The organism is Paenibacillus xylaniclasticus (assembly GCF_004001065.1).
In the GTDB taxonomy this organism is placed as follows: Bacteria; Bacillota; Bacilli; order Paenibacillales; family Paenibacillaceae; genus Paenibacillus_T; species Paenibacillus_T xylaniclasticus.
On the sequence record NZ_BIML01000002.1, the window covers coordinates 110,632 to 130,915 of the forward strand.

Consider the following 20,284-nt stretch of genomic DNA (forward strand, 5'->3'; position numbering starts at 1 on the left):
TTAGACCTCCTCAATTATCCGATTGTCAATCAGCCTTGTCCGTCCGAACCGAACCGCAAGAGCAAGCAGAAGCTTGCCTGAAAGCTTCTTCACAATAGCTGCCCCGTCCAAAGGAGTCAAGTCCGGATATGCCAGGAGCTCAATATAATCAATATCAGCAAGTGGGGATCTTTGAATTCTGGCCCTAAGCTGTTCAAGCAGCGCGTCCACCGTCATATCGTCCCGCTTAATAAGCTCACTTGCTTCGGCTAGCGTCTGAGACAGTACAAGCGCCTGCAAACGCTCCTCAGCGCTTAAATAAACGTTGCGGGAGCTTAGTGCAAGTCCATCTGGCTCGCGAACGATTGGACAAGGGACTATTTCGACTGGGATATCCAAATCGTCGGTCATACGCTGAATTACGGCCACCTGCTGCGCATCCTTCAATCCAAAATAAGCACGCTGCGGCTGTACAAGATGAAACAGTTTGCTAACGACAATGCCGACACCGTCAAAATGGCCGGGACGCGAAGCGCCACACAGACGTTCAGTCACAACGTCTACGGTCAGACGTGTCAAAGGCTTTACCGGATACATCTCTTCAACTGACGGCATGAAGACAATATCAACGCCGTTCTTTTCCGCAAGCTCCAAATCACGCTGCTCATCGCGCGGATACCGTTCGAAATCTTCATTCGGACCGAATTGGAGCGGATTGACGAAAATACTTAATACCGTAAGGTCGTTATCGCGGGCCGATTGGCGAATGAGGCTCGCATGACCTTCGTGCAAATAGCCCATTGTCGGCACGAGTCCTGTCGAAATAGCTGGCTGCTTCGTACGTTCTTCACGCAGCGCATGTCGTAATTGCTGCTTCGTTCGACAAATAATCATGTGGTAAGCTTCCCCTCTCTATGTTCTGCAGCCGCTTCTTTAGGTGCAGTCGGCTTCGAGTTCGTTCCTTCGGCAGCTAGGCCTGCACTGCCAGAGCCATATAAATTTGACATCACTGAAGTACCAGGCTCCATCGGAAAAGCATGCTGCTGTTCTGGGAAGGCTCCTGTTTTTACATCCTGAACATAAGCGCTAATCGCGCTGCGAATCGTGGTGCCAATGTCGGCGTACGTCTTGACGAACCGTTTCTCCCGGTACGGAGAAGCATACTGCAATATATCATGATAAACGAGCACTTGGCCATCGCAGCCGCGTCCCGCACCAATACCAATTGTTGGAATGGAGAGAGTTGTTCGAATCGCTTCGGCAATCGGCTCGGTCACCAGCTCCAGCACGATGGCGAATGCACCCGCAGCTTCCAGCGCTTTCGCATCCTGCAGCAATCGCTCGGCCTCACGCTCTAATTTACCCTGTACTTTGTAACCGCCAAGCTGATGAATCGATTGCGGCGTCAAGCCAATATGTCCCATAACAGGCACACCTGCTCTAACAAGTGCTGCGACCTCTTCTACAATTTCTGCTCCACCTTCAAGCTTGACTGCATTCGCAAGCCCTTCCTGAAGCAGCCGTGCGGCATTGCGAAGCGTCGTCTCGCGGCCCATATGATAGGTCATAAACGGCATATCTGCTACTACAAATGTACTCGCCGCACCGCGGCGAACTGCTTTCGTATGGTGTACCATATCGTCTAACGTGACGGGAACAGTCGTATCATAGCCGAGTACGACGTTACCAAGCGAATCGCCGACCAAAATAACGTCGACGCCTGCCTCTTCCGCAAGCTTGGCGGAAGGATAATCGTAAGCCGTCAGAACCGAAATGGGGGTTCCTTCTTGTTTCATTTTCTTAAGCTTCGTAACCGTTAACGGTTGAGCCATTGCTGCTTCATCCCCTTTAAAGTATAGGATAAACACAAAAAAACCTTTTAGCCGTTGCTAAAAGGGTCCCTAAACGATAAAAGGAACGTTAAAATACACCGCTTCCTTCTGTCTCGGTCCCTTACGGCTCAGAGCAGATTGCGCCATAGCGCGTGCGCGTTCGTTAATGCTTATGCGGATCATACAAAGAAAATTTGCTTGCACCAAGTGCAGCTCCATACGGATGCCGCCTTGCATGCAATTAGTATACCAAATAACAAGGATGGCGTAAATTTAGGATTCGTCTACTTAACGACAGTTCCTAACAAATAACGCCATCCTTGGAGATCAGCTTTGAGCCGGCTTCGGCTGTCCCATCTCCCCGGAGAACACAAGCTTTACTTCACCTGACGATAGCTCCAGCTTCAAAGCACCGCTTTCATGTAGACCAACTGCACGACCTGTTAGATCGCCCTGCGGCGTCTGAACGGTAACGATTTGATGAAGCATGACCGACAATGCTTCCCACAGCATTTGAATTGTACCAAATCCCTCCTTCAAATACAGGTCGTACAGCTGCTCCCACTCGAGCATGAAGTCAGCAATGACCGCCTCCCGCGAAAACTTGCGTCCCGCTTGAATCGAAAGCGAGGTGGCACGCTCTAGCAACTCCTGTGGATAGTCGGAAACGTCCAAGTTCACACTGATGCCGGTGCCTGCAACAACATATTTGATTCGTTCTTCTTCGGCAGCTGACTCGAGCAGAATGCCACTAATCTTTCTTCCATCAATCAACAAATCATTCGGCCACTTAATGCCAATATCAAGCTCAGTCGTCCGTCGCAAGCTTCGGCACAGCGCTACAGCTGTCAGCAGCGTTAACTGAGGAGCGAAATGAATCGGCGTGCTCGGACGCATAATAAGACTCATCCAGATGCCTTTCGTATAAGGGGATACCCAGCCTCGCCCCATTCGGCCGCGTCCACTGTTCTGACGCTCTGCAATAACTAAAGCACCTTCCGGAGCACCTTCCTCCGCCCAGCGCTGTGCTTCATTCTGCGTCGAATCGACTTCATCAAGCAGCCGGATCGTTCGACCGAACCGACTTGTGCTCAGCAGCTCCGTGAGCTTATCGAGCGACAGATGATCTGGCTTGGACAACAGCTTGTAGCCGAGCTTGCGCGACGCCTCAATCACATAGCCGCGCTCTTCGAGCTTACGAATCTGTTTCCATACCGCCGTCCGGCTTACTTGCAGCGCACGGCTAATTGCTTCGCCGGACACATACTGGTCTGGCTCTCGCTCAAGCAGTTCAAGAAGTGTAAGATCCATCGTTTAACCGTTCCTCTTCCATGGATTGGGCAAGCTCCAGCAGCGCTTCACGCTCATTCGGCGTTTCGCCCGATGCGACAGCACGCAGCAGCGCCTGCAGCAGCTGTCCCGTGCGTGGTCCTGGTTTTACACCGAGCTGCTCGGCGAGATCAGCACCGCCGACAGCAAGCTCGCGCACGGTCGTGCACGGCATCGCCGTAAGACGTTCGGCCATTAAGCCAAGCGCATGCGGTGACAATGCGGCGCCGCCAAGAGCGGCGTCCGCGTCCGCGAAGACGCGGGCAATTCGCAGCCAGGCGGCAGCCGCTTCAGCGCCGATGCTCAGCACGGCGCTAACCCATGCAGCTGCGGCTTCAGGCTGAGCCGCAGCTGCAGCGCTGGCGGCATGCTTCGCTACCGCCTCATGCACGCGGACTACCGCCCGGATCGCCGCCGTGCGGCGGACCGGGAAACGAAGACGTGCTAGCGTCTCCTCAGCCTCTTCCGGCGTAAGCCGAAGCGCGAGGAAGACAGCCGCCCAGCGATCGTCCACGCTCTGCAGGACCGAGAGCGCCGCCATCGCTGGCAGCAGCTCTCTTACGGCGTTCTTTACACTGCCGTTCACCACACCAGCATACGGCTTAGCGAATCCGGCCGGCAGCACCTCGCGCGTATGCTGCAGAAGACCGCTAGCAGCAAGCCAGACCAAGCCGCGATGTGGGGAGGCGCTGTCCATGATTTTATTCAGTTCAGCACTAATCCGCTCCATCGCAACATGACTGAGCAGCTTGCGGTTCCGTTTGATTGCGCGCCAAGCGCTTAATGCAATCGAATAGCCAAAGGTTGAAGCGAACCGTACCGCCCGTACCATCCGAAGCGCATCCTCTTGGAAACGTGCATCGGCGTCGCCGACGCATCTCACAATACCTCGGCGTAGGTCGCTTAACCCGCCGTACAAATCAACGAGCGTTCCATCCGGTCGGATCGCCATCGCATTCATTGTAAAATCGCGGCGCTGCAGATCACCCTCCAGATCGGCGATGAAGGCGACATCCGAAGGTCTTCGGTGATCCTCGTACTCACCGTCCGTCCGGAACGTTGTCACCTCATAGCTCTCGCCTCCGAACAGAACCGTAACCGTTCCATGTGCTAGTCCGGTTGGCACCGTCCGCTCGAACAGCGACATGACGATATCCGGCGTTGCGGCTGTCGCAATATCGACGTCCTTCAGTTTTCGTCCTGCAACTGCATCTCTAACGCAGCCGCCTACGAATACCGTTTCGTATCCGGCAGCTTGAAGCGTCTGAAGAACAGGCAGAGACCGCTCCATCTCGTGATCCCAATAAGCCTTTGCCATAGCTAGCTCCTATTCCGTGCACACCGGAACTGGAATATCCGCTTCTAACCCGAGAGTCCGGTAATAGATCCGTTCATATTCTGCCGTAATCAGATCGTTACAAAATCTCGAACGCGCCCGGTGGATACACGCTTCACGAACGCGCGCATACCGTTCATCATCGGACAATAACGTAATCGCATTCTCTGCCATTGACACCGTATCCCCGATTGGAGACAGGAAGCCAGTCTCGCCATGCGAGACAAGCTCAGGAATTCCGCCTGCCATTGAGCCGATTGTCGGTACACCGCATGCCATTGCTTCAAGGGCAACGAGACCAAAGCTCTCCTTCTCCGAAGGCAGCAGCATAATGTCCGCTACAGATATTAACTGAGCAACGTCATCCTGCTTTCCAAGAAAATGAACCTTATCATCTAATCCAAGCTCATGGATACGACTCTGCGCCTTCGTTAAGTCCGGACCTTCGCCGACAAGCATAAGCTTCGCTGGCATAGCGTCCGCCACTTTCGCGAACGTATCAATAACGTCGATAATCCGCTTAACTGGCCGGAAATTCGAAATATGCATAAGCAGCTTCTCACCGTTCGGCGCATAATCGCGTTTAAGCGATTGGCATTCCCTCGGATAATAAATCCGTTTGTCGACAAAATTATAGGTCAGTTCAATCGGCTTCGTAATATCCAGCAGTTCACGCGTTTCTTTAATCAAATCAGCGGATACCGCCGTCACTGCATCGCTTGTATTAATCGCCAGCCGGATCAAATCTTTGAGCGATTCGTCCTGCGCCAGCACCGTAATATCGGTGCCATGCAGCGTTGTAACTGTCTTCAGATGGCTCCCGACCATTTGCTTAGCTAAATGCGCGCAGATGGCATGCGGCACCGCATAATGAACGTGCAGCAGGTCAAGCTCCTGCATTTGAACGACCTGTGCCATTTTACTCGCGAGCGACAGGTCATAAGGAGGATAACGAAAGACATAATAATCGTTAACCTCAACCTCATGATAAAAAATATTTTTATGGAATTGTCCCAGTCGGAACGGAATACTATGCGTAATAAAATGAATTTCATGCCCTTTCTCCGCCAACAGCTTCCCGAGCTCGGTCGCGACGACGCCCGAACCGCCTAGAGACGGGTAACAGGTAATCCCGATTTTTAATTTTCTCGTCACGAAAAGCAACTCCTAGCAACGCATAATAGGTATTGAAGTGATTCTAATCGATGTAGATCGATCCGACGACATGCTTACCGAATCAGCAGCCGATTAGAAAAGCTCGACCGTATGCGGCTTCTTCATCGTAAAGCCCTCTGCATACGTCCATCCTCGCGCTGTACCCAGCAGCCGGTCTCTCGCTTCCACGTTATCGACATAACGGCCGGTAAGCGGCGTTGCGACACGATCTTCGCCACCCTTCACCGACTCAAATTGAGAGCGGTATGCACGAAGCGAAGCCAGCTTGCGATCGTAAACATCCGATACATCAACAGCGAGCCGTACATCTTCCACATCATTAATATAATAAAAATAAAGCTGCTCGACTGCTATTGCCTGCAGCTCCGGCATATAGCGGCGGAGCTTAGCATTGAATACCGCTTCCTCCACGAGTGCGCTGCACCGATTATGATCCGGATGGCGGTCATTCCAATACGGCGCGAACACGAGACGTGGACGCCAGCGGCGGATTTCGGCTGTAATCGCTTCGATATGTCCATCTGCACCAAGTCCCCGGTCAGGTAAACCTAAATTCGTCCTCACAGCGAGTCCCAGCACGGAAGAAGCTTCCGCCGCCTCTCGGCGGCGAGACTCGACCGTACCGTTCGACGACATTTCCGCTTCGGTCAAATCACACATGCCGACACGAAGCCCTGCCGCCACATGCTTCGCGATCGTACCGCCCATCCCAATCTCCGCATCGTCAGGATGCGCCCCGAACACAAGAATGTCCAGCTTCTCATTATTCTGCTCGCGTATCATTACAGAGTCGACTCCGGTTTATATTTGTGTACAAGCTCACGCCATGCAAAATCGCCACGTTCAAGTGCCCTTACTAGAAGCTCTGCCGTTGCAATATTCGTAGCGACCGGAATACCCTGTACGTCACATAGACGTAGAAGTGCAATGATATCCGGCTCATGCGGCTGCGCCATTAGCGGATCACGGAGGAAAATAATCAGATCCATCGTATTCTCCGCCACAAGCGCCCCGATTTGCTGGTCGCCGCCAAGCGGACCGGACATAAAGCGGTGAATTTGCAGCTCCGTTTTTTCCATAATGCGCTGTCCTGTCGTGCCTGTTGAATAAAGCTGGTATGGCTTGAATACGTTCTCGTAAGCCGTTACAAAGTTAACCATTTCCTCTTTCTTACGATCATGAGCAATAAATGCGATATGTAACATAGATGTCGTTCCCCTCTCTGCCAGTTGTAATAAGTACTATTTAATATGGCCTTCCCGTTAGTCCATCAAGTGTTCGAAGCCGTATATCATACCTTCATAATCCATTACTTTGCGAATCGCGACAGCAACGCCTGGCATGTATCCAGCACGATCGTAGGAATCATGTCGGATTTTGAGCGATTGGCCGAATGCGCCAAAGATAACTTCCTGCTGGGCAAATACGCCTGGCAGCCTAACGCTATGTATACGAAATCCATTGTAGTAACCGCCGCGGGAGCCTTCAATCGTCTCCTCTTCATTCGGGTTACCCTGCCGAATTTCTTCACGCACTTTCGAGATCAGTTCCGCTGTCTTAATCGAGGTACCGGAAGGAGCATCCAGCTTTTGATCGCCATGGTATTCAATAATTTCGAGATGTGGAAAATATTTGGACGCCTGCGCTGCGAACTGCATCATAAGGATCGCGCCGATCGAGAAGTTTGGAGCGATCAGTCCTCCGATTCCGCGTTCCTTACACAGCTTGTCCAATTCTTCAATTTGCTCCGGTGACAACCCAGTTGCCCCAATTACCGGGCGCACGCCGCGTGAAATGGCCAGCTTCGCGTTATCGTACACCGCTTGTGGAACTGTAAAATCGACCAGAACATCGACTTGACCGCCGTTTAACGCTTCTTCCAGCGATGAGCTGAACAGAACACCGCATGCAGGCTTGCCGACGAATGTACCGGCGTCTACCGGACCTGCTGTTCTGGCAGACGCCCCAGCTAACACAAAATCTGCTTCATCTAGTACCATCTTTACAACTTCGCGGCCCATTCGTCCGCTTGCACCAGCTACTGCTACATGAATTGGTCTTGTCATCGAATCGTTCACCTATTCCTTCTTTGTGATCTTTGCTGACGGTATCGGAGCGCTCGCCGCTTGCGGTTAATATCCGCGAACAACGTTCGGGCGGACTCGTCAGCCGGATTAAGCCGAATGGCTTCCAATGAGCATCGTGCCGCATCATCGAGTTTATTGAGCTTGGCATAGGCTTCAGCCAACAGTACATACGCCTCGAAGCTCAGCGGGTCCAGCTCAACTGCTTCTTGCAGTGACTGGACCGCATCTGCTGTCTGAGGGGGCTGATGTCCTAGTGCTTGTCTAGCCTTTATAATTAGCAGGTTCGCCTGTACCGTTCTCAGCTGATAGGTGTGCGCCTGTTGCTCCGGGTCCAGCTCAACTGCTTTCACCGCATAATAGAGAGCTCGGTCCCATTTGCCGCTTCTCCCGTATGATATCGAGCACTTATAATAATATGAAGAGTTGTTCGGTTCGGCGGCAATCGCCCGTTCAAACCATAGGATGGCTCCCTCAAAATCGCTCTGCAAGATGCATCCATATGCCTGTCTAAGGCAATCGTCCCCTTCCATATGCCTACCCCCCTTGTACACAGGAATAGTACAGCATATGTTAAGGAAATCATCGGCGTTACGGTTGATCCTCCTTACGAGTCCACCGATTCGCGTCTCGCGTATTAAATTTGTGCATCACGGCGTCATGCGCCTGCGTCAAATCAATCCCAAGCGAATTCGCGAAGCAGCATAAAATGAACAAACAATCACCCAGTTCCATCTCGATCGAATTGTCCGCTTCATCCGGCTTCTTCGGCTTCTCCCCGTAATGATGGTTAATTTCCCGCGCCAGTTCACCTACCTCTTCGGTCATTCTGGCTACAAGAGCTAAAGGACTGAAATAGCCTTCTTTGAACTGTGATATGTAGTCATCCACTTCTTGCTGGATGTCAGCTAACGTCTTATTCGTCATCGTTCTCCCTCTCATCACGCCATTGTAGGATTAATCTTTATGTTAGCCTAAAGCGTCATTGAAAACAATGGTTTTCCCGTGGAGGATAGCAGCATACTAACCGATACAGGATAACGTTCACTCAAGACAAGGAGGCATGCTGCATGAACAATCGATTATGGCATACAGCTAAATCACTTATTCCGATTATGGCTGGCACTGCCATTTATGCATTCGGACTGAGCTATTTTGTCATTCCAAACCAATTAATGGAAGGCGGCTTAACCGGAATCGGCGTGCTGCTCAATTACATTTTTGGATTTCCACTGTCCATATCGACACTCGTCTTGAACATTCCGCTTTTTATACTCGGGCTTCGTATGCTTGGAAAGCATCAAATGGCTTATACCATTATCGGAACCGTGTCGCTCTCTATCTTTCTTGCATTAATTGAAGCAGCTATAGCCAAAGGGTGGCTTATTCCGTTCCAAACCTCTCAAGATTACATATTGGCAGCACTGTATGCAGGCGTAACGCTTGGATTAGGACTCGGAACCACCTTTCGATTCGGCGGAACGACTGGCGGCGTCGACATCGTTGCCCGTATCATTAGTAAGCTGAAGGGCTGGAGTATGGGACAAATCATTCTGGCTCTCGATGTTGTCATCATTGGTCTGGCACTATTATACATTCCGAAAGAAAAGGTGCTATATACGCTGGTTACCGTATTTATTGCCTCTAAAATGATCGACTTTATTCAAGAGGGCGCCTACGCAGCCAAAGCCGTGTCCGTTATTACGAACGAAGGACATCGGATTGCATCACAGGTAACGAAGCAATTGGATCGCGGCGTTACACTCATTCCTGCGATCGGAGCTTATTCGGGCTCTCATAAGCATATTGTCTATTGTGTCGTAAACCGGCAGGAGGTGCGGCAGCTTCGAGCCGTAGTCAAATCAATAGATCCCCGTGCCTTCATCGTCATAAGCGACGTCCATGACGTACTTGGCGAAGGCTTTAAGGAGGACGCTTAAGCAGCAGAAGCGGTACTAGATCAATAGATCTCGTACCGCTTCGTTTATAATTTTCTTTTCATAATAATTGGACTTCCGCTGCCGTTGTTGCTTAATTTATTGCTCGGTATGACATGATAGGGCGAAGATTTGTACTTTCGCCATGAGACATACGCCAGCAATCCGGATATGAACGATGAGAGCCCCAATATCCAGCGATGTGGGACACCGCCCCCGATCGGAGCCATCGCTGGAGCTTGCTGATCTGCGGCCTGCCATTCTGTATCGAACAACCGGGCAGCTGCCGCCTCAGCAGGATTCAGCAATTGATTCGACAGCCGCCTAGTCAGTTCACCGCGCTGTCCGGCGTCAAGCAGTCTAGCCGCGTAGGCTATTCCGTCATTCAGAGATTGAATATGCGTCTGCTTATTGGCCATCACAGCCGCTCCGGCGATGCGTTCGGTGCGTTCGCTTAATATGTTAAGCGATGCACGTGCCGAAGCGAACGCTTCCTTACTCTGCTGATCAAGTGCGAGCTTGACCCGCGCAATATCTTCGGAAATAACCGGCTTATATTGCAGCCACATGGCTGTCTGCGGCATACCGCTTTCATCTGCTTCCGCCGCATCGACAGCTAGCTTAATCCGTACTGCATCAGGCCTCCATTTTACAGCTGTAGCGCCAGCCTTTAGCTTGTCTAGCATTGAAGCGGTATATTGCTCGACCAGCTGCCAGCCTTGCGCCGTTCCGCCTATCCGTCCTAACGACGATTGGAGCAGCAGCGATACTTGCTGTACCGCACGATAAGCAAGCTGTCGGTTGCCATCCACCGCTGCCTCATATAAGGCTTGTACAGCATGGTGCAGCCGAGTTCGATTAGCGTTATCAGCCTTGGAATGGCTCGCCCCACCCGAAGAGGCCGCCGCTGCCGCACCTACTAGTGCGATGGTCAGTGCGATACATAGGATACAAGCAATCAGCCATCTTGTCCTCAAGGACACCCCTCCTCATCGATATGAATCGTGCCCGCTCCTACAGACTGTGAGCTCATTCATTCTAGCATATGAGAAAGGATGTCCCATTAGACTACCTGTTTTCGCTAATCTTCAAAAATATTAATATTTTTGATTGTGTCTTCTATAGTCCCTTAACGCAATAGCAGCCCGTGAGACAAGCCAGCTTAATATGGTTAGTGTAAATGTACATACGCATACAATCGTCAAATAATCGTATAACGGTCCCGGCAGCCATGGAAATACGTCGAACCTGTAATCCACTGTATCATTGAGCAGCAGCCACGCAGCAGCAGCACCAATTGCAACCGAGCCAACTGACATGAATCGGACATATAACAGCGCTTCGACCGCCATGCCAGCATGTGAAACAATTAACATCCAATCCTGCCAATCTGTAGCTGAGCCTAATGAATCGCCCGCGACAATCATTGCAACAGCCCAGATGCCGTATTTGATGGACGTCACAACACCTAACGCTTCAATAATAGAACGAACTGCCCGGCCAACTGCCGTTGCAGGCTCGTAAGGAATCAACATATAGATGAGCGACAAGGTGAAGAACAGACTCGCAGTCGGGCTGTCCGGCACGAACGGAAGCATCCAGATCGGCTTATTCGCTGCCGTCTCAGTCAATTGCTGTCCATACCACATATAACCGTATATTGTCCCTAACCCATTAACCATTATTAACGCCCACAGCATGCTTCGCGATGTAAGCAGCTCACGGCTCCAGAACCATTGAAACGGCAACCTTAGCACTCCTCTCGTTCGTAAAATCGCTGAGACGGACCGCATCCGATACAGCATCATTCAAGAAAAAACCTGACCGCATAACGATACGGTCAGGTTGGCTTATACAAACTATTGGGCTTTCTTCTGCTTAGAGAGCCAAGTTGCAATCTGATCGATCTGCTCAGCGGACAGCGTGTCCTTAAACGCCGGCATAGCTCCGTTAGCTCTGCCGTTCGTTATCGTATCCACGAGCTCTTCTTTCGTCAAAATGTCACCGACACCGCGCAAAGCAGGTACTTTCAAGCTGCTTTGACCTTTAAGGTCGTTCGCGTGGCAGCCGATACAATTCGCTTTCACAAGCTCCATTGCCGGATCGTCTGCATCAACGATGGCAACAGATTCTTCTTTCTTAACCGCACTGTAGCTTTGACCCTTCTCCCGAGCTTCGCGCGCTTTCTCTTCACGCTCGATATGCTCTGGTATCGTGTTGTTTACTTTCAGCTCATGTTGATAGTGATCCCATGATACTTTCGTCAAGTATACAACAGCAATAAGCGAAAGCAGCATCAAGGAAGATGCTATCGGACGACGGTAGAAGCGACGTTCTTTGCCCGTATCCAAGAATGGTGCGAGCAGCAAAGCGCCGAACGCAACGCCAGGTACCCCAATCGTACCGAGCACGACGTAGTCACCGGATGCATATGGATATTTCAGGAATTGATACAGGAACAGGAAGTACCAGTCCGGCATCGGAATAAAAGATGTATTCGTCGGGTCCGCCGGATAACCGAGCGGAGGTGCCTCTGCAATCGTCAACACAAGGAAACCAACAAGAACGACGCAGCCAACCAGCCATTCCTTCAGCAGGAAGTTCGGAATAAAGGCTTCCGATTTGCCCGGGAAAGCGGTATAGTCCGGCGGCACGAGCGTTTTGTTGCTCCGTTTACGAACGCGGGAGTCTCCAACGTACACAATTTTCTCATCAGTTTTGTGTCCATGCGCCATTGAATTAACCTCCCTTCGCTTATAGCGGTCCCGAAATGCCTTGTTTACGAATCATGAAGAAGTGCGCTGCCATAAGGGCTAGCAATGCGCCTGGCAGGAAGAAGACGTGAATCGCGAAGAACCGGGTCAGCGTCTGCGCACCTACGATCGTACCGCCTTGCATCAGTTCTTTCAAATAAACCCCGATGTAAGGAACGGATTCGGCGATTTGCATACCGACTTTCGTAGCGAAGTAAGCTTTGTTGTCCCAAGGCAGCAGATATCCTGTGAAACCAAGACCAAGCATTACAAAGAAGATAAGCATCCCGACGACCCAGTTCATCTCACGCGGCGCTTTGTATGAGCCGGTGAAGAACACCCGCAGGGTATGTAAGAACATCATTACGATTACGAGGCTAGCGCCCCAGTGGTGCATACCGCGGACGATACCGCCGAATGCAACCTTATGCTGCAAGTAATCGACACTTGCATACGCATTATTAATGTCCGGAACGAAATACATCGTCAGGAACATACCGGACAAAATTTGGATAACGGTAATAAAAAACGTCAGGCCGCCGAAGCAGTACACAAATGCGGAGAAGTGGTGAGCAGGGTTAACGTGCTCTGGAACTTCGTGGTCCGCAACGTCCCTCCACAACGGCGCAACGTCCAGACGTTCATCGATCCAGTTATATACAGCTTTAAACATCTGACTTTACGCCCTCCTTATACACGTGTATTCGGCACAATTGGTCCGAGATATACGAAGCCGTCTTTCAGCTGTACTTCGTATTCATCTAGTGGACTAGGTGCAACGCTCAAGTTTTTACCATCTCTGGTGTAGTGTGCGCCGTGACATGGGCAAACGTATTGATCATTCTGTTCGTTGTTCCAGGTGATTGTGCAGCCCAAGTGCTTACACACAGGCGATAGTGCAAAAATTTTACCGTCGGGACCTCTCGAAACCCATGCGACAAGCTCCGCTTCGCTCTCGTACCAGCCGTCGACTTGATGGACTTTGAATTTGTATTCCACCGGATCATTCGTAATCGCCGATTCTTCTACGATTTTGACGAACGCGCTCTTCTCTTTCTTCTGTAAGAGCGGATCTACCGCAAACCGAACCATCGGAAGCACGACACCGCCAGCCATGAAAGCGGTCGTTCCGCCTAGCGTATACGACAAAAATTGACGCCGGGACATCTCTTTACGCACCGGTTTCTGACCCTCGTGGTTGCTCATCTTCTGTTCTACCCCCTTTGTCAACCATATCTCCCGTCTTGTCCCATTGTGACAAATCCATGGACGAACTAAGACATTCCTATAATATCCTAGCTGTATTAGAGCGTCAAGAATATGGAAGATCTAAATTGTACTATGCAAAAAGCGTTTTATTTTTTGTTACGAAATTGTCACATTTACCCTAAAACGGGAATGTTGTTTCATCGTATCGGCTTTGTTTTCCCCATAACAGGAATTTATTATGCATGATAGTACAGATTAGGAAGCAAAATCCGCCGTCCACATGGCACGTACAGCTCGTCCGATCTCGTCACGATTCGCTATGCCGCCATCCGGGTCGGGAACGATAATCAGATCGGCAGAAGCAGGCTTAAGCCTTCCAAGCTTCGCACTGACGATAATAACGAAACGAAAGCCCGCCTGCTTTAGCGATTGACATACCGACTCGACTAGTTCATCACCGCTTTCCCCAATATAATGACATGCTGGATAAGTAACGACTCTTCCTTTGAACGGTATTTCTATGGCGTCCATAACATCACGCAGCTGCTCCAGCGCTTGGGTAGCCTCGTCAGGCTGCTCTAACCCGGTCAATCCGGTAACAGGCAGCAGGCAAGTGTCCAAGTAAGGCTTCAGCTCATCCCATTGGTTACTTTCAATTTCGCTAAATTTCATTCATCTTTCACTCCTCTGCGTCGTTCCCCTCATCTTATCGCGACCAGCCACCCTTTGCCAAGCTTACCCAGCACAAAAATAGCCTGCCCCGACGTTCGCCGGCAGTCAGGCTATTAAATACACGCGTTACGATTCGCAGCTAGTTAATGAGAAGGACGGAGTGCGTTCAATTGTTCCGCCAACCGATGGAACGTATCCTCGTCACCGCTTGCAAGCGCAAGATCAATGTCCCGATAAATCCGTTCCGTACGAAACTTCAAGACCGCATCGTCCAGCACCATCTCTGCTGCCAATCCTAGCATCGTCTCGTAAGTTGCTCTCATTTTGTCCATAGGATACACCTCCAACCGGGGTTAAGAGATCCTATATTCTTTTCCTTTCACCACGTAGCTTTCCATCGTCTTTCTCATACGCTGCAAATCGTCCTCCGTTAATTCTCTGACGACTTTGGCGGGTGATCCGAGAGAAAGAGTATAGGGTGGAATCTGTTTATTCTCGGTTACGATTGAACCGGCTCCTACTAAAGCATATTCACCGATATCGGCGCCGTTAAGTACGATGGCCCCCATTCCGATTAATGTACCTTTGCCTATCCGACAGCCATGTATAATGGCGCCGTGGCCGACTGATACTTCTTCTTCCAGAATGAGCGGCTGATTCGAATTTACATGACCGATAACGCCATCTTGAATGTTCGTCCTTGCTCCAATCCGAATAGGAGCAAGATCTCCGCGCAATACGGCATTAAACCAGACGGTCGCTTCGTCTCCGAGCTTCACATCGCCAATAATTTTTGCGCCTTCCGCCACATACACGTCTTTGCCGAATATCGGCATGATCCCTTGATATGGAATCCACATTGCTAGCAGCTCCTCTCGAACTGTAATGTGGTGCTAGTCTATCAAGAGGATTTGCGAGTGTCAACGAGGGTTACGCTCGCTGCTTTCTTTCATCGATTCTTCAATAACGGCGGTTCCCTGCTTCGTCATCCGGATTAAAGTACCATACTGTTCATGCTCGCCGACGCGCACGAAGCCAAGATGGAGCATCATCGCGATGATTCGCTGAGCGAATATTGATTCTGCCGTATCATAATAGAAGGGTTTAATGTACGGAAGCAAAGTCCGCTGAAGTGATTCCGCCGTGACCCATTGCTTCGCGAACCTGTTGACCCAATGAACGATCGAAATCAGGTTTGGAATCGGCGTTCTATACAGCTTCAACCAAAATTTATACAGCTTCGCTGTATCATCGGTCTGCTCATTCGACAGCTTATCTGCTCCTGCAGCAGTTAATAGGAGCCGTTCTCCCTCTTCCTTAAGCAGCTTGCTGTCGATAGAGTAATCATAGAGCAGAGATAACCGATTCGGATAGACATGAAATTTACGCCCATAACCAAACCGCCACTCTCCCTTCGTCGGCAATGCCTCACGTACACCGAGATGCTCCATAATTTGCTGCAAGTTCCGTTTGTACATCGATCCATCTGCTGCCGTCGGCACTTCATAGCGTTCGACGTAACGAAGTAGATGATATAGATCTTCCGTCAGCAGACCTTGTTCATCGCGATAGGCATGAGGCTCGTCGGCAGATATGATTGTAGTAGACAACCTTCGTTCAAGCGTTTCCTTCAGCCTTGCTTTCAAGTCGCTGGGCACATGGAACATGTAACGGCTCGGACCGGCCAGACCATTGAACAGCCACCCCTGATGCTTAAATTTGACGATAATGTCTCGAGGCGTCAGTTCTTTAGGCTTCGAAGCTTTATTCTGTTTCCGGCTGCCTGAAGTCGCCTTGTCCTTAGCTTTCGCTTTCGAGGCTTGTCCTTGACCTTGCGGTGCTGCTGCAGCACTTTGCGGCTGCTCCTCTCCGAATTTGCTTTGCTGAATCCGGGCTGTCAAATCCTCCATGCTGAATGAAGATCTCGAATCGAATAGCAGAGAATTCAAAAAACGTAAATCCTCCAAGCCCATTCGCCCGATCTGTTCATCGATCATTTCTTTGCGGCTTACGGCGGAGAGAATTGTCTGAATCAATTCATTTTTGGAATTCCCATTGCATTCGCATCGGTATTCATTTGCAATTCGACTCAGCTGCTGAATATCTGCGTACCCGAGCATTTCGGCCAGATTCATCGCATTCCCTCCCCATGCTCCTGCTGAATGTACTATCATTATGGGAAGAAGATGGACATTTAAAACATTCTGGATAAAAAAAGAACGCATGACCGAACCGATCCGGTACATGCGTTCCTTCTTCTATAAATAGTTCTGTCGTTAATCCTTCTGAATGTGCGCCGTACAGTTATACAACAATGGCGTCCATCCCTCATCATTCAGCTGCAGTATGGAGTATGACAAATTGCCAATATGCTCATCGGGAGCGCTGCTGCACATGAGCGGAAGCATTGAAGCCATGAAGTTGCCGTGTGATACAACGAGCAAAGAGATGTCTTGATGCTCTGATTTCCATTGTTCTATAAAAGATGACGCTCGCGCGATAACCGACTCTTCATTCTCAACACCTGCTGCCTCTATTGGCCATTCGTCTCCCCAACGCAATAATCGGTCGGCAGCAGTCGTCCCTTCGATCTCGCCAAAATATCGTTCGCGAAGCCGAGGATCACTCGCAAGCTGCGAAATCCCTACTGTCTCCGCTATAATGCGAGCCGTCTCTTCCGCACGTCGAAGGTCACTGGAGACAACGGCGTCCCATCTTCTGTCCTCCGATGCTATACGATTCGCCAGCGTCTGCGCTTGTCGTATGCCTTCCTCATTCAACGGAATATCCGTCTGACCTTGAATCTTGCCAAGTGCATTCCAAGAAGTCTGCCCATGTCTAATTAGGCCCATTATCACACGCTATCAACTCCAAATACAAATCGATCGTCCTTTATCTTCTCGTGCGGGCGAACCAGTTCGACAGCAACAAGGTCGTAATTACACCGAACAATGAGAACACGATCCAATACTGCGGTACGGTCGGAACGACTTTCAAAACGAAAGGATCACTTATACTAGCTACCGGCACTTCAGCATAAAATTGTCCGCCAATAATGACCCCATCGCCGCCCGCATTTGCAGTTTCGAGCAAACCGGTCATCGGCTCTGTTCGAGCGGTCGAACCTCCATCGCCTATTACAGCATAGAGGAGTCCGCTAAAAAATATAGCCAAACAACCTGCTATTAATAATCCGCTCCGGAATCGGAATGACGTTGTAAATCGATAAGTTCGATCATGAACCGGGCGAAGATATTCGTTGTCCGCATAGATTCGGTCCATTACACTTTGATTCATCCGAGCAACAGAACGGTCATCAAACTCTTTATCTTCCAGCTCGGACAAGGATCGGATCATCCAATCGCTTTCTTCCCATAAACGAAATTGCTCCGCGCATGACGGACAGTCCAAGAGATGCAGGTCAATAGCTACCTTATCGGCATCCTGATCAGGCAGTTCCCAATACAGGCCGAGTTTCTCCTGACATTCGTCACATCTCATCGCGTTCTCATCCCTTCATATGGTTCCATGGAAGTTGCTGCTTCGTCAAAATAAGGCTCTAGCTGCGTCTTGATACTCGATCGTGCACGAAATAGCAATGATTTAACAGAGCTGACCGTCTGCCCCAGTATATTGGCGATTTCCTGATACTCCAGCTGCTCGTATTCCCTCAGGATTAGAGCGGAACGCTGTTTCTCCGGCAAGTTGTTAATCGCATCCCGAACCATTGACATTCTTTCGTTCTGTAAAAGCCGTAATTCCGGCACCGCATCGGGAGGGGCAAGTGGTACAACACCCGATTCTTCGAGCGGCACACTGCCTGCTTTCTGTTTACGAAGCTCACTAAGCACCGTATTACGGGCGATTGTATATAACCACGTTGAGAACGAAGCGTCCAGTTCACGGAACGAATGCAGACTTCGGTAAGCCTTGTAGAACGTTTCCGAGCAAAGATCCTCCGCCATAAGCTCGAGCTTCGCGCTCTTAAGCATGTGATAAATAAAGGCGAGGATCTTACGCTGGTACCGCCGCATCAATTCCGAATACATTTGGACATTTCCGTCCTTAATTTCTCGTATTAATTGGGTGTCGGTCACGACAGGCGAACCTCCTCACCTGCGGAGTCTTCTCGGTTCGGCCTACTTATTGTACCGAACCGGAAGCAAAAAGTTGCGGTGTACCTCATAAAAAAGGAGAAAATATGAATAGGACTTTGGACTGCTCGATTACCATTTCGGTTCATGCGTCTAAATTCCTGCTCTTTCGACTCGATATTATAGGATTCTAATTTTTGTATAACAAAGCCATTTACCCAAATGCTCCTGTATTGTAACACACCCCGTTTGGAATGTGGTTAAAGATTTGTCAAAATATAGACTGTCTCATCCCTCCCAAACCCTCCCTGCCAGGGAGGGCCCCAAAGGACTTCGTCCTCTGGACTCCTAAAGGACTGTCCTAGTTACTCCGTTCTTCCCCCTCGCCTTGTCACTCCGTGACAAAGCTTTCTTTCGTACCTTCTAGCTGCGCCAGCTCATATGCCCGCCTCTCGTCAATTCCCACCCATTCCTAGCTCTCATGCAACTAATAGACGGCCGGCTTCGCCTTGAAATTAATACCAGTCACCCCGGAAAGACAAAAAAAAACCACCTCAACATGAGGTGGTCCGCACATCGTGCGAATGATTTGGATAGGAGTGGAGAGAAACCATACTGTACTTTTATTATATGTATACGTTTTCATTTTGTCAATCACAATTTACTCTTCTTTCAAGTTTCATCAATAAATTGGTGCTGCTCCATTCGATGAACGCGCTTAATACCTAGGCCAGCAAAAAAAATCCCGCTCACCGCCTGCATATGACGGTCGAAGCGGGATGATTTATTACTAGAAGTGAACGGAATATTGAAGCTCGCCAAGCGCTGTGACCGCTTGATCAAGATCGTCCTGTGTACGAAATGATAAGCGTAACACGCCTGGGACATCTTCTCGGCTTTCAATAATTTGAATATTACTAAGATTAATGCGCCGATTACCCAGTTCAGTCGTAATACGGCCAATGATACCCGGATGGTCAGGTACATCAACATAACATTCATAAAGGGAATGGATAATACCTTTACGGCGCTCAGGCAAACTGTTACGAAACTGGCCGGACTTCCGGAACGCTTCACCGATGCCTTCAATATCTCTCTCACGGAGCATTTGCGCGAATGCTTCGATCTCTTGATTCCAATCCTCGATTAGTCTCAGCATAACGTCACGGTTGTTCACCAGAATGTCTCGCCACACGTTCGGATCGCTCGATGCTATTCTCGTAATGTCACGGAATCCCCCTGCTGCTAAGAGGGAGTAGAGTTCATTCTCTTCATTATACTTTCTTACTTGGTTCGTCAGCACAACTGCGATCATATGAGGCAAATGACTGATCGCGCCTACGATATCGTCATGCTCGTCCGCATCGACGATGACGATATTCGCCTTCGTATGCATAAGCAGTTGTTTGAGACGGTTCAGCGCTTCCGGAGGCGTCGATCGTTCCGGTGTCAGAACATAGAATGCATTCTCATATAAGTAGAGGGAAGCCGCCTCCACTCCGGAACGCTCGGAGCCGGCCATCGGATGTCCACCGATGAATAACGCCCCACCAAGATCAAGTCTGCGCGCACAAGCGTTGACCGAAGACTTGGTGCTGCCAACGTCCGTAATAATGCAGCCCGGCTTTAACCTCATCTGTGAAAGCTGCTCTAAGTAGGATTCGAGACTGCCGACCGGTACGCACAAAAAAATAAAATCAGCGTCCTCCGCCGCCTCGTGCAAAGATGTCGTGGCATGATCCACGACACCTCGCTCGAGATATTTATCGACGGACGATTGACGAGTCGAGTGACCGACTACGTAGAGATCCGGCTTGCCTTTAAAGCATAGAGCAAGTGATCCTCCCATCAGCCCGACGCCGATTATCGCAATTTTGACCATA

25 protein-coding genes are annotated in these 20,284 nt (G+C 50.1%); 1 reads left to right on the top strand and 24 read right to left on the bottom strand.

Annotation, left to right across the window (positions count from 1 at the left end; genetic code table 11):
- The 11 genes from panC to PXY01_RS02315 form a co-directional block, all read right to left on the bottom strand.
- Positions 1–873, bottom strand: coding sequence for a pantoate--beta-alanine ligase (gene panC / locus PXY01_RS02270; protein WP_127566867.1), 873 nt, complete (start codon positions 871–873; stop codon positions 1–3).
- Positions 870–1,811 (bottom strand): 3-methyl-2-oxobutanoate hydroxymethyltransferase, encoded by a 942-nt coding sequence (gene panB / locus PXY01_RS02275; protein ID WP_127566869.1) that lies wholly within the window; start codon positions 1,809–1,811, stop codon positions 870–872. The genes panC and panB overlap by 4 nt, the downstream gene beginning before the upstream one ends.
- A gap of 69 nt (positions 1,812–1,880) precedes the next feature.
- A complete protein-coding gene (locus PXY01_RS22235; RefSeq protein ID WP_164744281.1) occupies positions 1,881–2,030 on the bottom strand; it encodes a hypothetical protein in 150 nt (49 codons plus the stop codon).
- 108 nt (positions 2,031–2,138) lie between these two features.
- Positions 2,139–3,122 (bottom strand): biotin--[acetyl-CoA-carboxylase] ligase, encoded by a 984-nt coding sequence (locus PXY01_RS02280; protein ID WP_127566871.1) that lies wholly within the window; start codon positions 3,120–3,122, stop codon positions 2,139–2,141.
- Positions 3,103–4,458 (bottom strand): CCA tRNA nucleotidyltransferase, encoded by a 1,356-nt coding sequence (locus PXY01_RS02285; protein ID WP_127566873.1) that lies wholly within the window; start codon positions 4,456–4,458, stop codon positions 3,103–3,105. Before PXY01_RS02285 ends, PXY01_RS02280 begins: the two co-directional genes overlap by 20 nt.
- A gap of 9 nt (positions 4,459–4,467) precedes the next feature.
- Positions 4,468–5,631 carry an N-acetyl-alpha-D-glucosaminyl L-malate synthase BshA gene (gene bshA / locus PXY01_RS02290; protein ID WP_127566875.1) on the bottom strand — a complete coding sequence of 388 codons (1,164 nt, stop codon included), beginning with the start codon at positions 5,629–5,631 and terminating at the stop codon, positions 4,468–4,470.
- A gap of 93 nt (positions 5,632–5,724) precedes the next feature.
- Complete coding sequence (gene bshB1 / locus PXY01_RS02295; protein WP_127566877.1) at positions 5,725–6,435, bottom strand: bacillithiol biosynthesis deacetylase BshB1; 711 nt, start codon at positions 6,433–6,435, stop codon at positions 5,725–5,727.
- Complete coding sequence (mgsA, locus tag PXY01_RS02300) at positions 6,435–6,857, bottom strand: methylglyoxal synthase (protein WP_127566879.1); 423 nt, start codon at positions 6,855–6,857, stop codon at positions 6,435–6,437. The genes bshB1 and mgsA overlap by 1 nt, the downstream gene beginning before the upstream one ends.
- Positions 6,858–6,914: 57 nt before the next feature.
- Positions 6,915–7,718: a 4-hydroxy-tetrahydrodipicolinate reductase gene (gene dapB, locus PXY01_RS02305; RefSeq protein WP_127566881.1), complete on the bottom strand. Its 804-nt coding sequence runs from the start codon at positions 7,716–7,718 to the stop codon at positions 6,915–6,917.
- A gap of 8 nt (positions 7,719–7,726) precedes the next feature.
- Complete coding sequence (locus PXY01_RS02310) at positions 7,727–8,269, bottom strand: tetratricopeptide repeat protein (RefSeq protein ID WP_127566884.1); 543 nt, start codon at positions 8,267–8,269, stop codon at positions 7,727–7,729.
- 58 nt (positions 8,270–8,327) lie between these two features.
- Positions 8,328–8,663, bottom strand: a complete 336-nt coding sequence (locus tag PXY01_RS02315; RefSeq protein WP_127566886.1) for a nucleotide pyrophosphohydrolase — start codon at positions 8,661–8,663, stop codon at positions 8,328–8,330.
- Between the two features lie 143 nt (positions 8,664–8,806).
- Here PXY01_RS02315 and PXY01_RS02320 point away from each other — a divergent pair, with 143 nt between their 5' ends.
- Complete coding sequence (locus PXY01_RS02320; protein ID WP_127566888.1) at positions 8,807–9,676, top strand: YitT family protein; 870 nt, start codon at positions 8,807–8,809, stop codon at positions 9,674–9,676.
- A gap of 44 nt (positions 9,677–9,720) precedes the next feature.
- Here PXY01_RS02320 and PXY01_RS02325 read toward each other — a convergent pair whose 3' ends face one another.
- The 13 genes from PXY01_RS02325 to PXY01_RS02385 all read right to left on the bottom strand — a co-directional run bounded on the left by PXY01_RS02325 (position 9,721) and on the right by PXY01_RS02385 (position 20,283).
- Positions 9,721–10,650, bottom strand: a complete 930-nt coding sequence (locus PXY01_RS02325) for a sporulation protein YpjB (RefSeq protein ID WP_127566890.1) — start codon at positions 10,648–10,650, stop codon at positions 9,721–9,723.
- Between the two features lie 120 nt (positions 10,651–10,770).
- Positions 10,771–11,421: a DUF1405 domain-containing protein gene (locus PXY01_RS02330; RefSeq protein WP_127566892.1), complete on the bottom strand. Its 651-nt coding sequence runs from the start codon at positions 11,419–11,421 to the stop codon at positions 10,771–10,773.
- A 111-nt stretch (positions 11,422–11,532) separates the two neighbouring features.
- The gene (locus tag PXY01_RS02335; RefSeq protein ID WP_127566894.1) at positions 11,533–12,408 is read right to left on the bottom strand and encodes a menaquinol-cytochrome c reductase cytochrome b/c subunit; all 876 of its coding nucleotides are present in this window, start codon (positions 12,406–12,408) and stop codon (positions 11,533–11,535) included.
- A 19-nt stretch (positions 12,409–12,427) separates the two neighbouring features.
- Positions 12,428–13,099 carry a menaquinol-cytochrome c reductase cytochrome b subunit gene (gene qcrB / locus PXY01_RS02340; RefSeq protein WP_127566896.1) on the bottom strand — a complete coding sequence of 224 codons (672 nt, stop codon included), beginning with the start codon at positions 13,097–13,099 and terminating at the stop codon, positions 12,428–12,430.
- A 17-nt stretch (positions 13,100–13,116) separates the two neighbouring features.
- Positions 13,117–13,632, bottom strand: coding sequence for a Rieske (2Fe-2S) protein (locus PXY01_RS02345; protein WP_127566898.1), 516 nt, complete (start codon positions 13,630–13,632; stop codon positions 13,117–13,119).
- 258 nt (positions 13,633–13,890) lie between these two features.
- Positions 13,891–14,307: a DUF2487 family protein gene (locus PXY01_RS02350; protein WP_127566902.1), complete on the bottom strand. Its 417-nt coding sequence runs from the start codon at positions 14,305–14,307 to the stop codon at positions 13,891–13,893.
- Positions 14,308–14,450: 143 nt separating this feature from the next.
- The gene (locus PXY01_RS02355; RefSeq protein ID WP_127566905.1) at positions 14,451–14,639 is read right to left on the bottom strand and encodes an IDEAL domain-containing protein; all 189 of its coding nucleotides are present in this window, start codon (positions 14,637–14,639) and stop codon (positions 14,451–14,453) included.
- Between the two features lie 21 nt (positions 14,640–14,660).
- Complete coding sequence (locus PXY01_RS02360) at positions 14,661–15,167, bottom strand: gamma carbonic anhydrase family protein (RefSeq protein ID WP_127566907.1); 507 nt, start codon at positions 15,165–15,167, stop codon at positions 14,661–14,663.
- Positions 15,168–15,227: 60 nt separating this feature from the next.
- Positions 15,228–16,442, bottom strand: coding sequence for a hypothetical protein (locus tag PXY01_RS02365; protein ID WP_127566909.1), 1,215 nt, complete (start codon positions 16,440–16,442; stop codon positions 15,228–15,230).
- A gap of 141 nt (positions 16,443–16,583) precedes the next feature.
- Positions 16,584–17,159 (bottom strand): histidine phosphatase family protein, encoded by a 576-nt coding sequence (locus PXY01_RS02370; protein ID WP_246027781.1) that lies wholly within the window; start codon positions 17,157–17,159, stop codon positions 16,584–16,586.
- A gap of 40 nt (positions 17,160–17,199) precedes the next feature.
- Positions 17,200–17,808, bottom strand: coding sequence for an anti-sigma factor family protein (locus tag PXY01_RS02375; protein WP_127566913.1), 609 nt, complete (start codon positions 17,806–17,808; stop codon positions 17,200–17,202).
- Positions 17,805–18,404, bottom strand: coding sequence for an RNA polymerase sigma factor (locus PXY01_RS02380; protein ID WP_127566915.1), 600 nt, complete (start codon positions 18,402–18,404; stop codon positions 17,805–17,807). Before PXY01_RS02380 ends, PXY01_RS02375 begins: the two co-directional genes overlap by 4 nt.
- Before the next feature lie 787 nt (positions 18,405–19,191).
- The gene (locus PXY01_RS02385; RefSeq protein ID WP_127566917.1) at positions 19,192–20,283 is read right to left on the bottom strand and encodes a prephenate dehydrogenase; all 1,092 of its coding nucleotides are present in this window, start codon (positions 20,281–20,283) and stop codon (positions 19,192–19,194) included.
- Between the last annotated feature and the right edge of the window lies 1 nt (position 20,284).

Coding starts and splice junctions, on each gene's coding strand:
- panC (WP_127566867.1), bottom strand. CDS start 873: ATGATTATTTGTCGAACGAAGCAGCAATTACGACATGCGCTGCGTGAA.
- panB (WP_127566869.1), bottom strand. CDS start 1,811: ATGGCTCAACCGTTAACGGTTACGAAGCTTAAGAAAATGAAACAAGAA.
- PXY01_RS22235 (WP_164744281.1), bottom strand. CDS start 2,030: ATGGAGCTGCACTTGGTGCAAGCAAATTTTCTTTGTATGATCCGCATA.
- PXY01_RS02280 (WP_127566871.1), bottom strand. CDS start 3,122: ATGGATCTTACACTTCTTGAACTGCTTGAGCGAGAGCCAGACCAGTAT.
- PXY01_RS02285 (WP_127566873.1), bottom strand. CDS start 4,458: ATGGCAAAGGCTTATTGGGATCACGAGATGGAGCGGTCTCTGCCTGTT.
- bshB1 (WP_127566877.1), bottom strand. CDS start 6,435: ATGATACGCGAGCAGAATAATGAGAAGCTGGACATTCTTGTGTTCGGG.
- mgsA (WP_127566879.1), bottom strand. CDS start 6,857: ATGTTACATATCGCATTTATTGCTCATGATCGTAAGAAAGAGGAAATG.
- dapB (WP_127566881.1), bottom strand. CDS start 7,718: ATGACAAGACCAATTCATGTAGCAGTAGCTGGTGCAAGCGGACGAATG.
- PXY01_RS02310 (WP_127566884.1), bottom strand. CDS start 8,269: ATGGAAGGGGACGATTGCCTTAGACAGGCATATGGATGCATCTTGCAG.
- PXY01_RS02315 (WP_127566886.1), bottom strand. CDS start 8,663: ATGACGAATAAGACGTTAGCTGACATCCAGCAAGAAGTGGATGACTAC.
- PXY01_RS02320 (WP_127566888.1), top strand. CDS start 8,807: ATGAACAATCGATTATGGCATACAGCTAAATCACTTATTCCGATTATG.
- PXY01_RS02335 (WP_127566894.1), bottom strand. CDS start 12,408: ATGGCGCATGGACACAAAACTGATGAGAAAATTGTGTACGTTGGAGAC.
- qcrB (WP_127566896.1), bottom strand. CDS start 13,099: ATGTTTAAAGCTGTATATAACTGGATCGATGAACGTCTGGACGTTGCG.
- PXY01_RS02345 (WP_127566898.1), bottom strand. CDS start 13,632: ATGAGCAACCACGAGGGTCAGAAACCGGTGCGTAAAGAGATGTCCCGG.
- PXY01_RS02350 (WP_127566902.1), bottom strand. CDS start 14,307: ATGAAATTTAGCGAAATTGAAAGTAACCAATGGGATGAGCTGAAGCCT.
- PXY01_RS02355 (WP_127566905.1), bottom strand. CDS start 14,639: ATGGACAAAATGAGAGCAACTTACGAGACGATGCTAGGATTGGCAGCA.
- PXY01_RS02360 (WP_127566907.1), bottom strand. CDS start 15,167: ATGTGGATTCCATATCAAGGGATCATGCCGATATTCGGCAAAGACGTG.
- PXY01_RS02365 (WP_127566909.1), bottom strand. CDS start 16,442: ATGAATCTGGCCGAAATGCTCGGGTACGCAGATATTCAGCAGCTGAGT.
- PXY01_RS02370 (WP_246027781.1), bottom strand. CDS start 17,159: ATGGGCCTAATTAGACATGGGCAGACTTCTTGGAATGCACTTGGCAAG.
- PXY01_RS02375 (WP_127566913.1), bottom strand. CDS start 17,808: ATGAGATGTGACGAATGTCAGGAGAAACTCGGCCTGTATTGGGAACTG.
- PXY01_RS02385 (WP_127566917.1), bottom strand. CDS start 20,283: ATGGTCAAAATTGCGATAATCGGCGTCGGGCTGATGGGAGGATCACTT.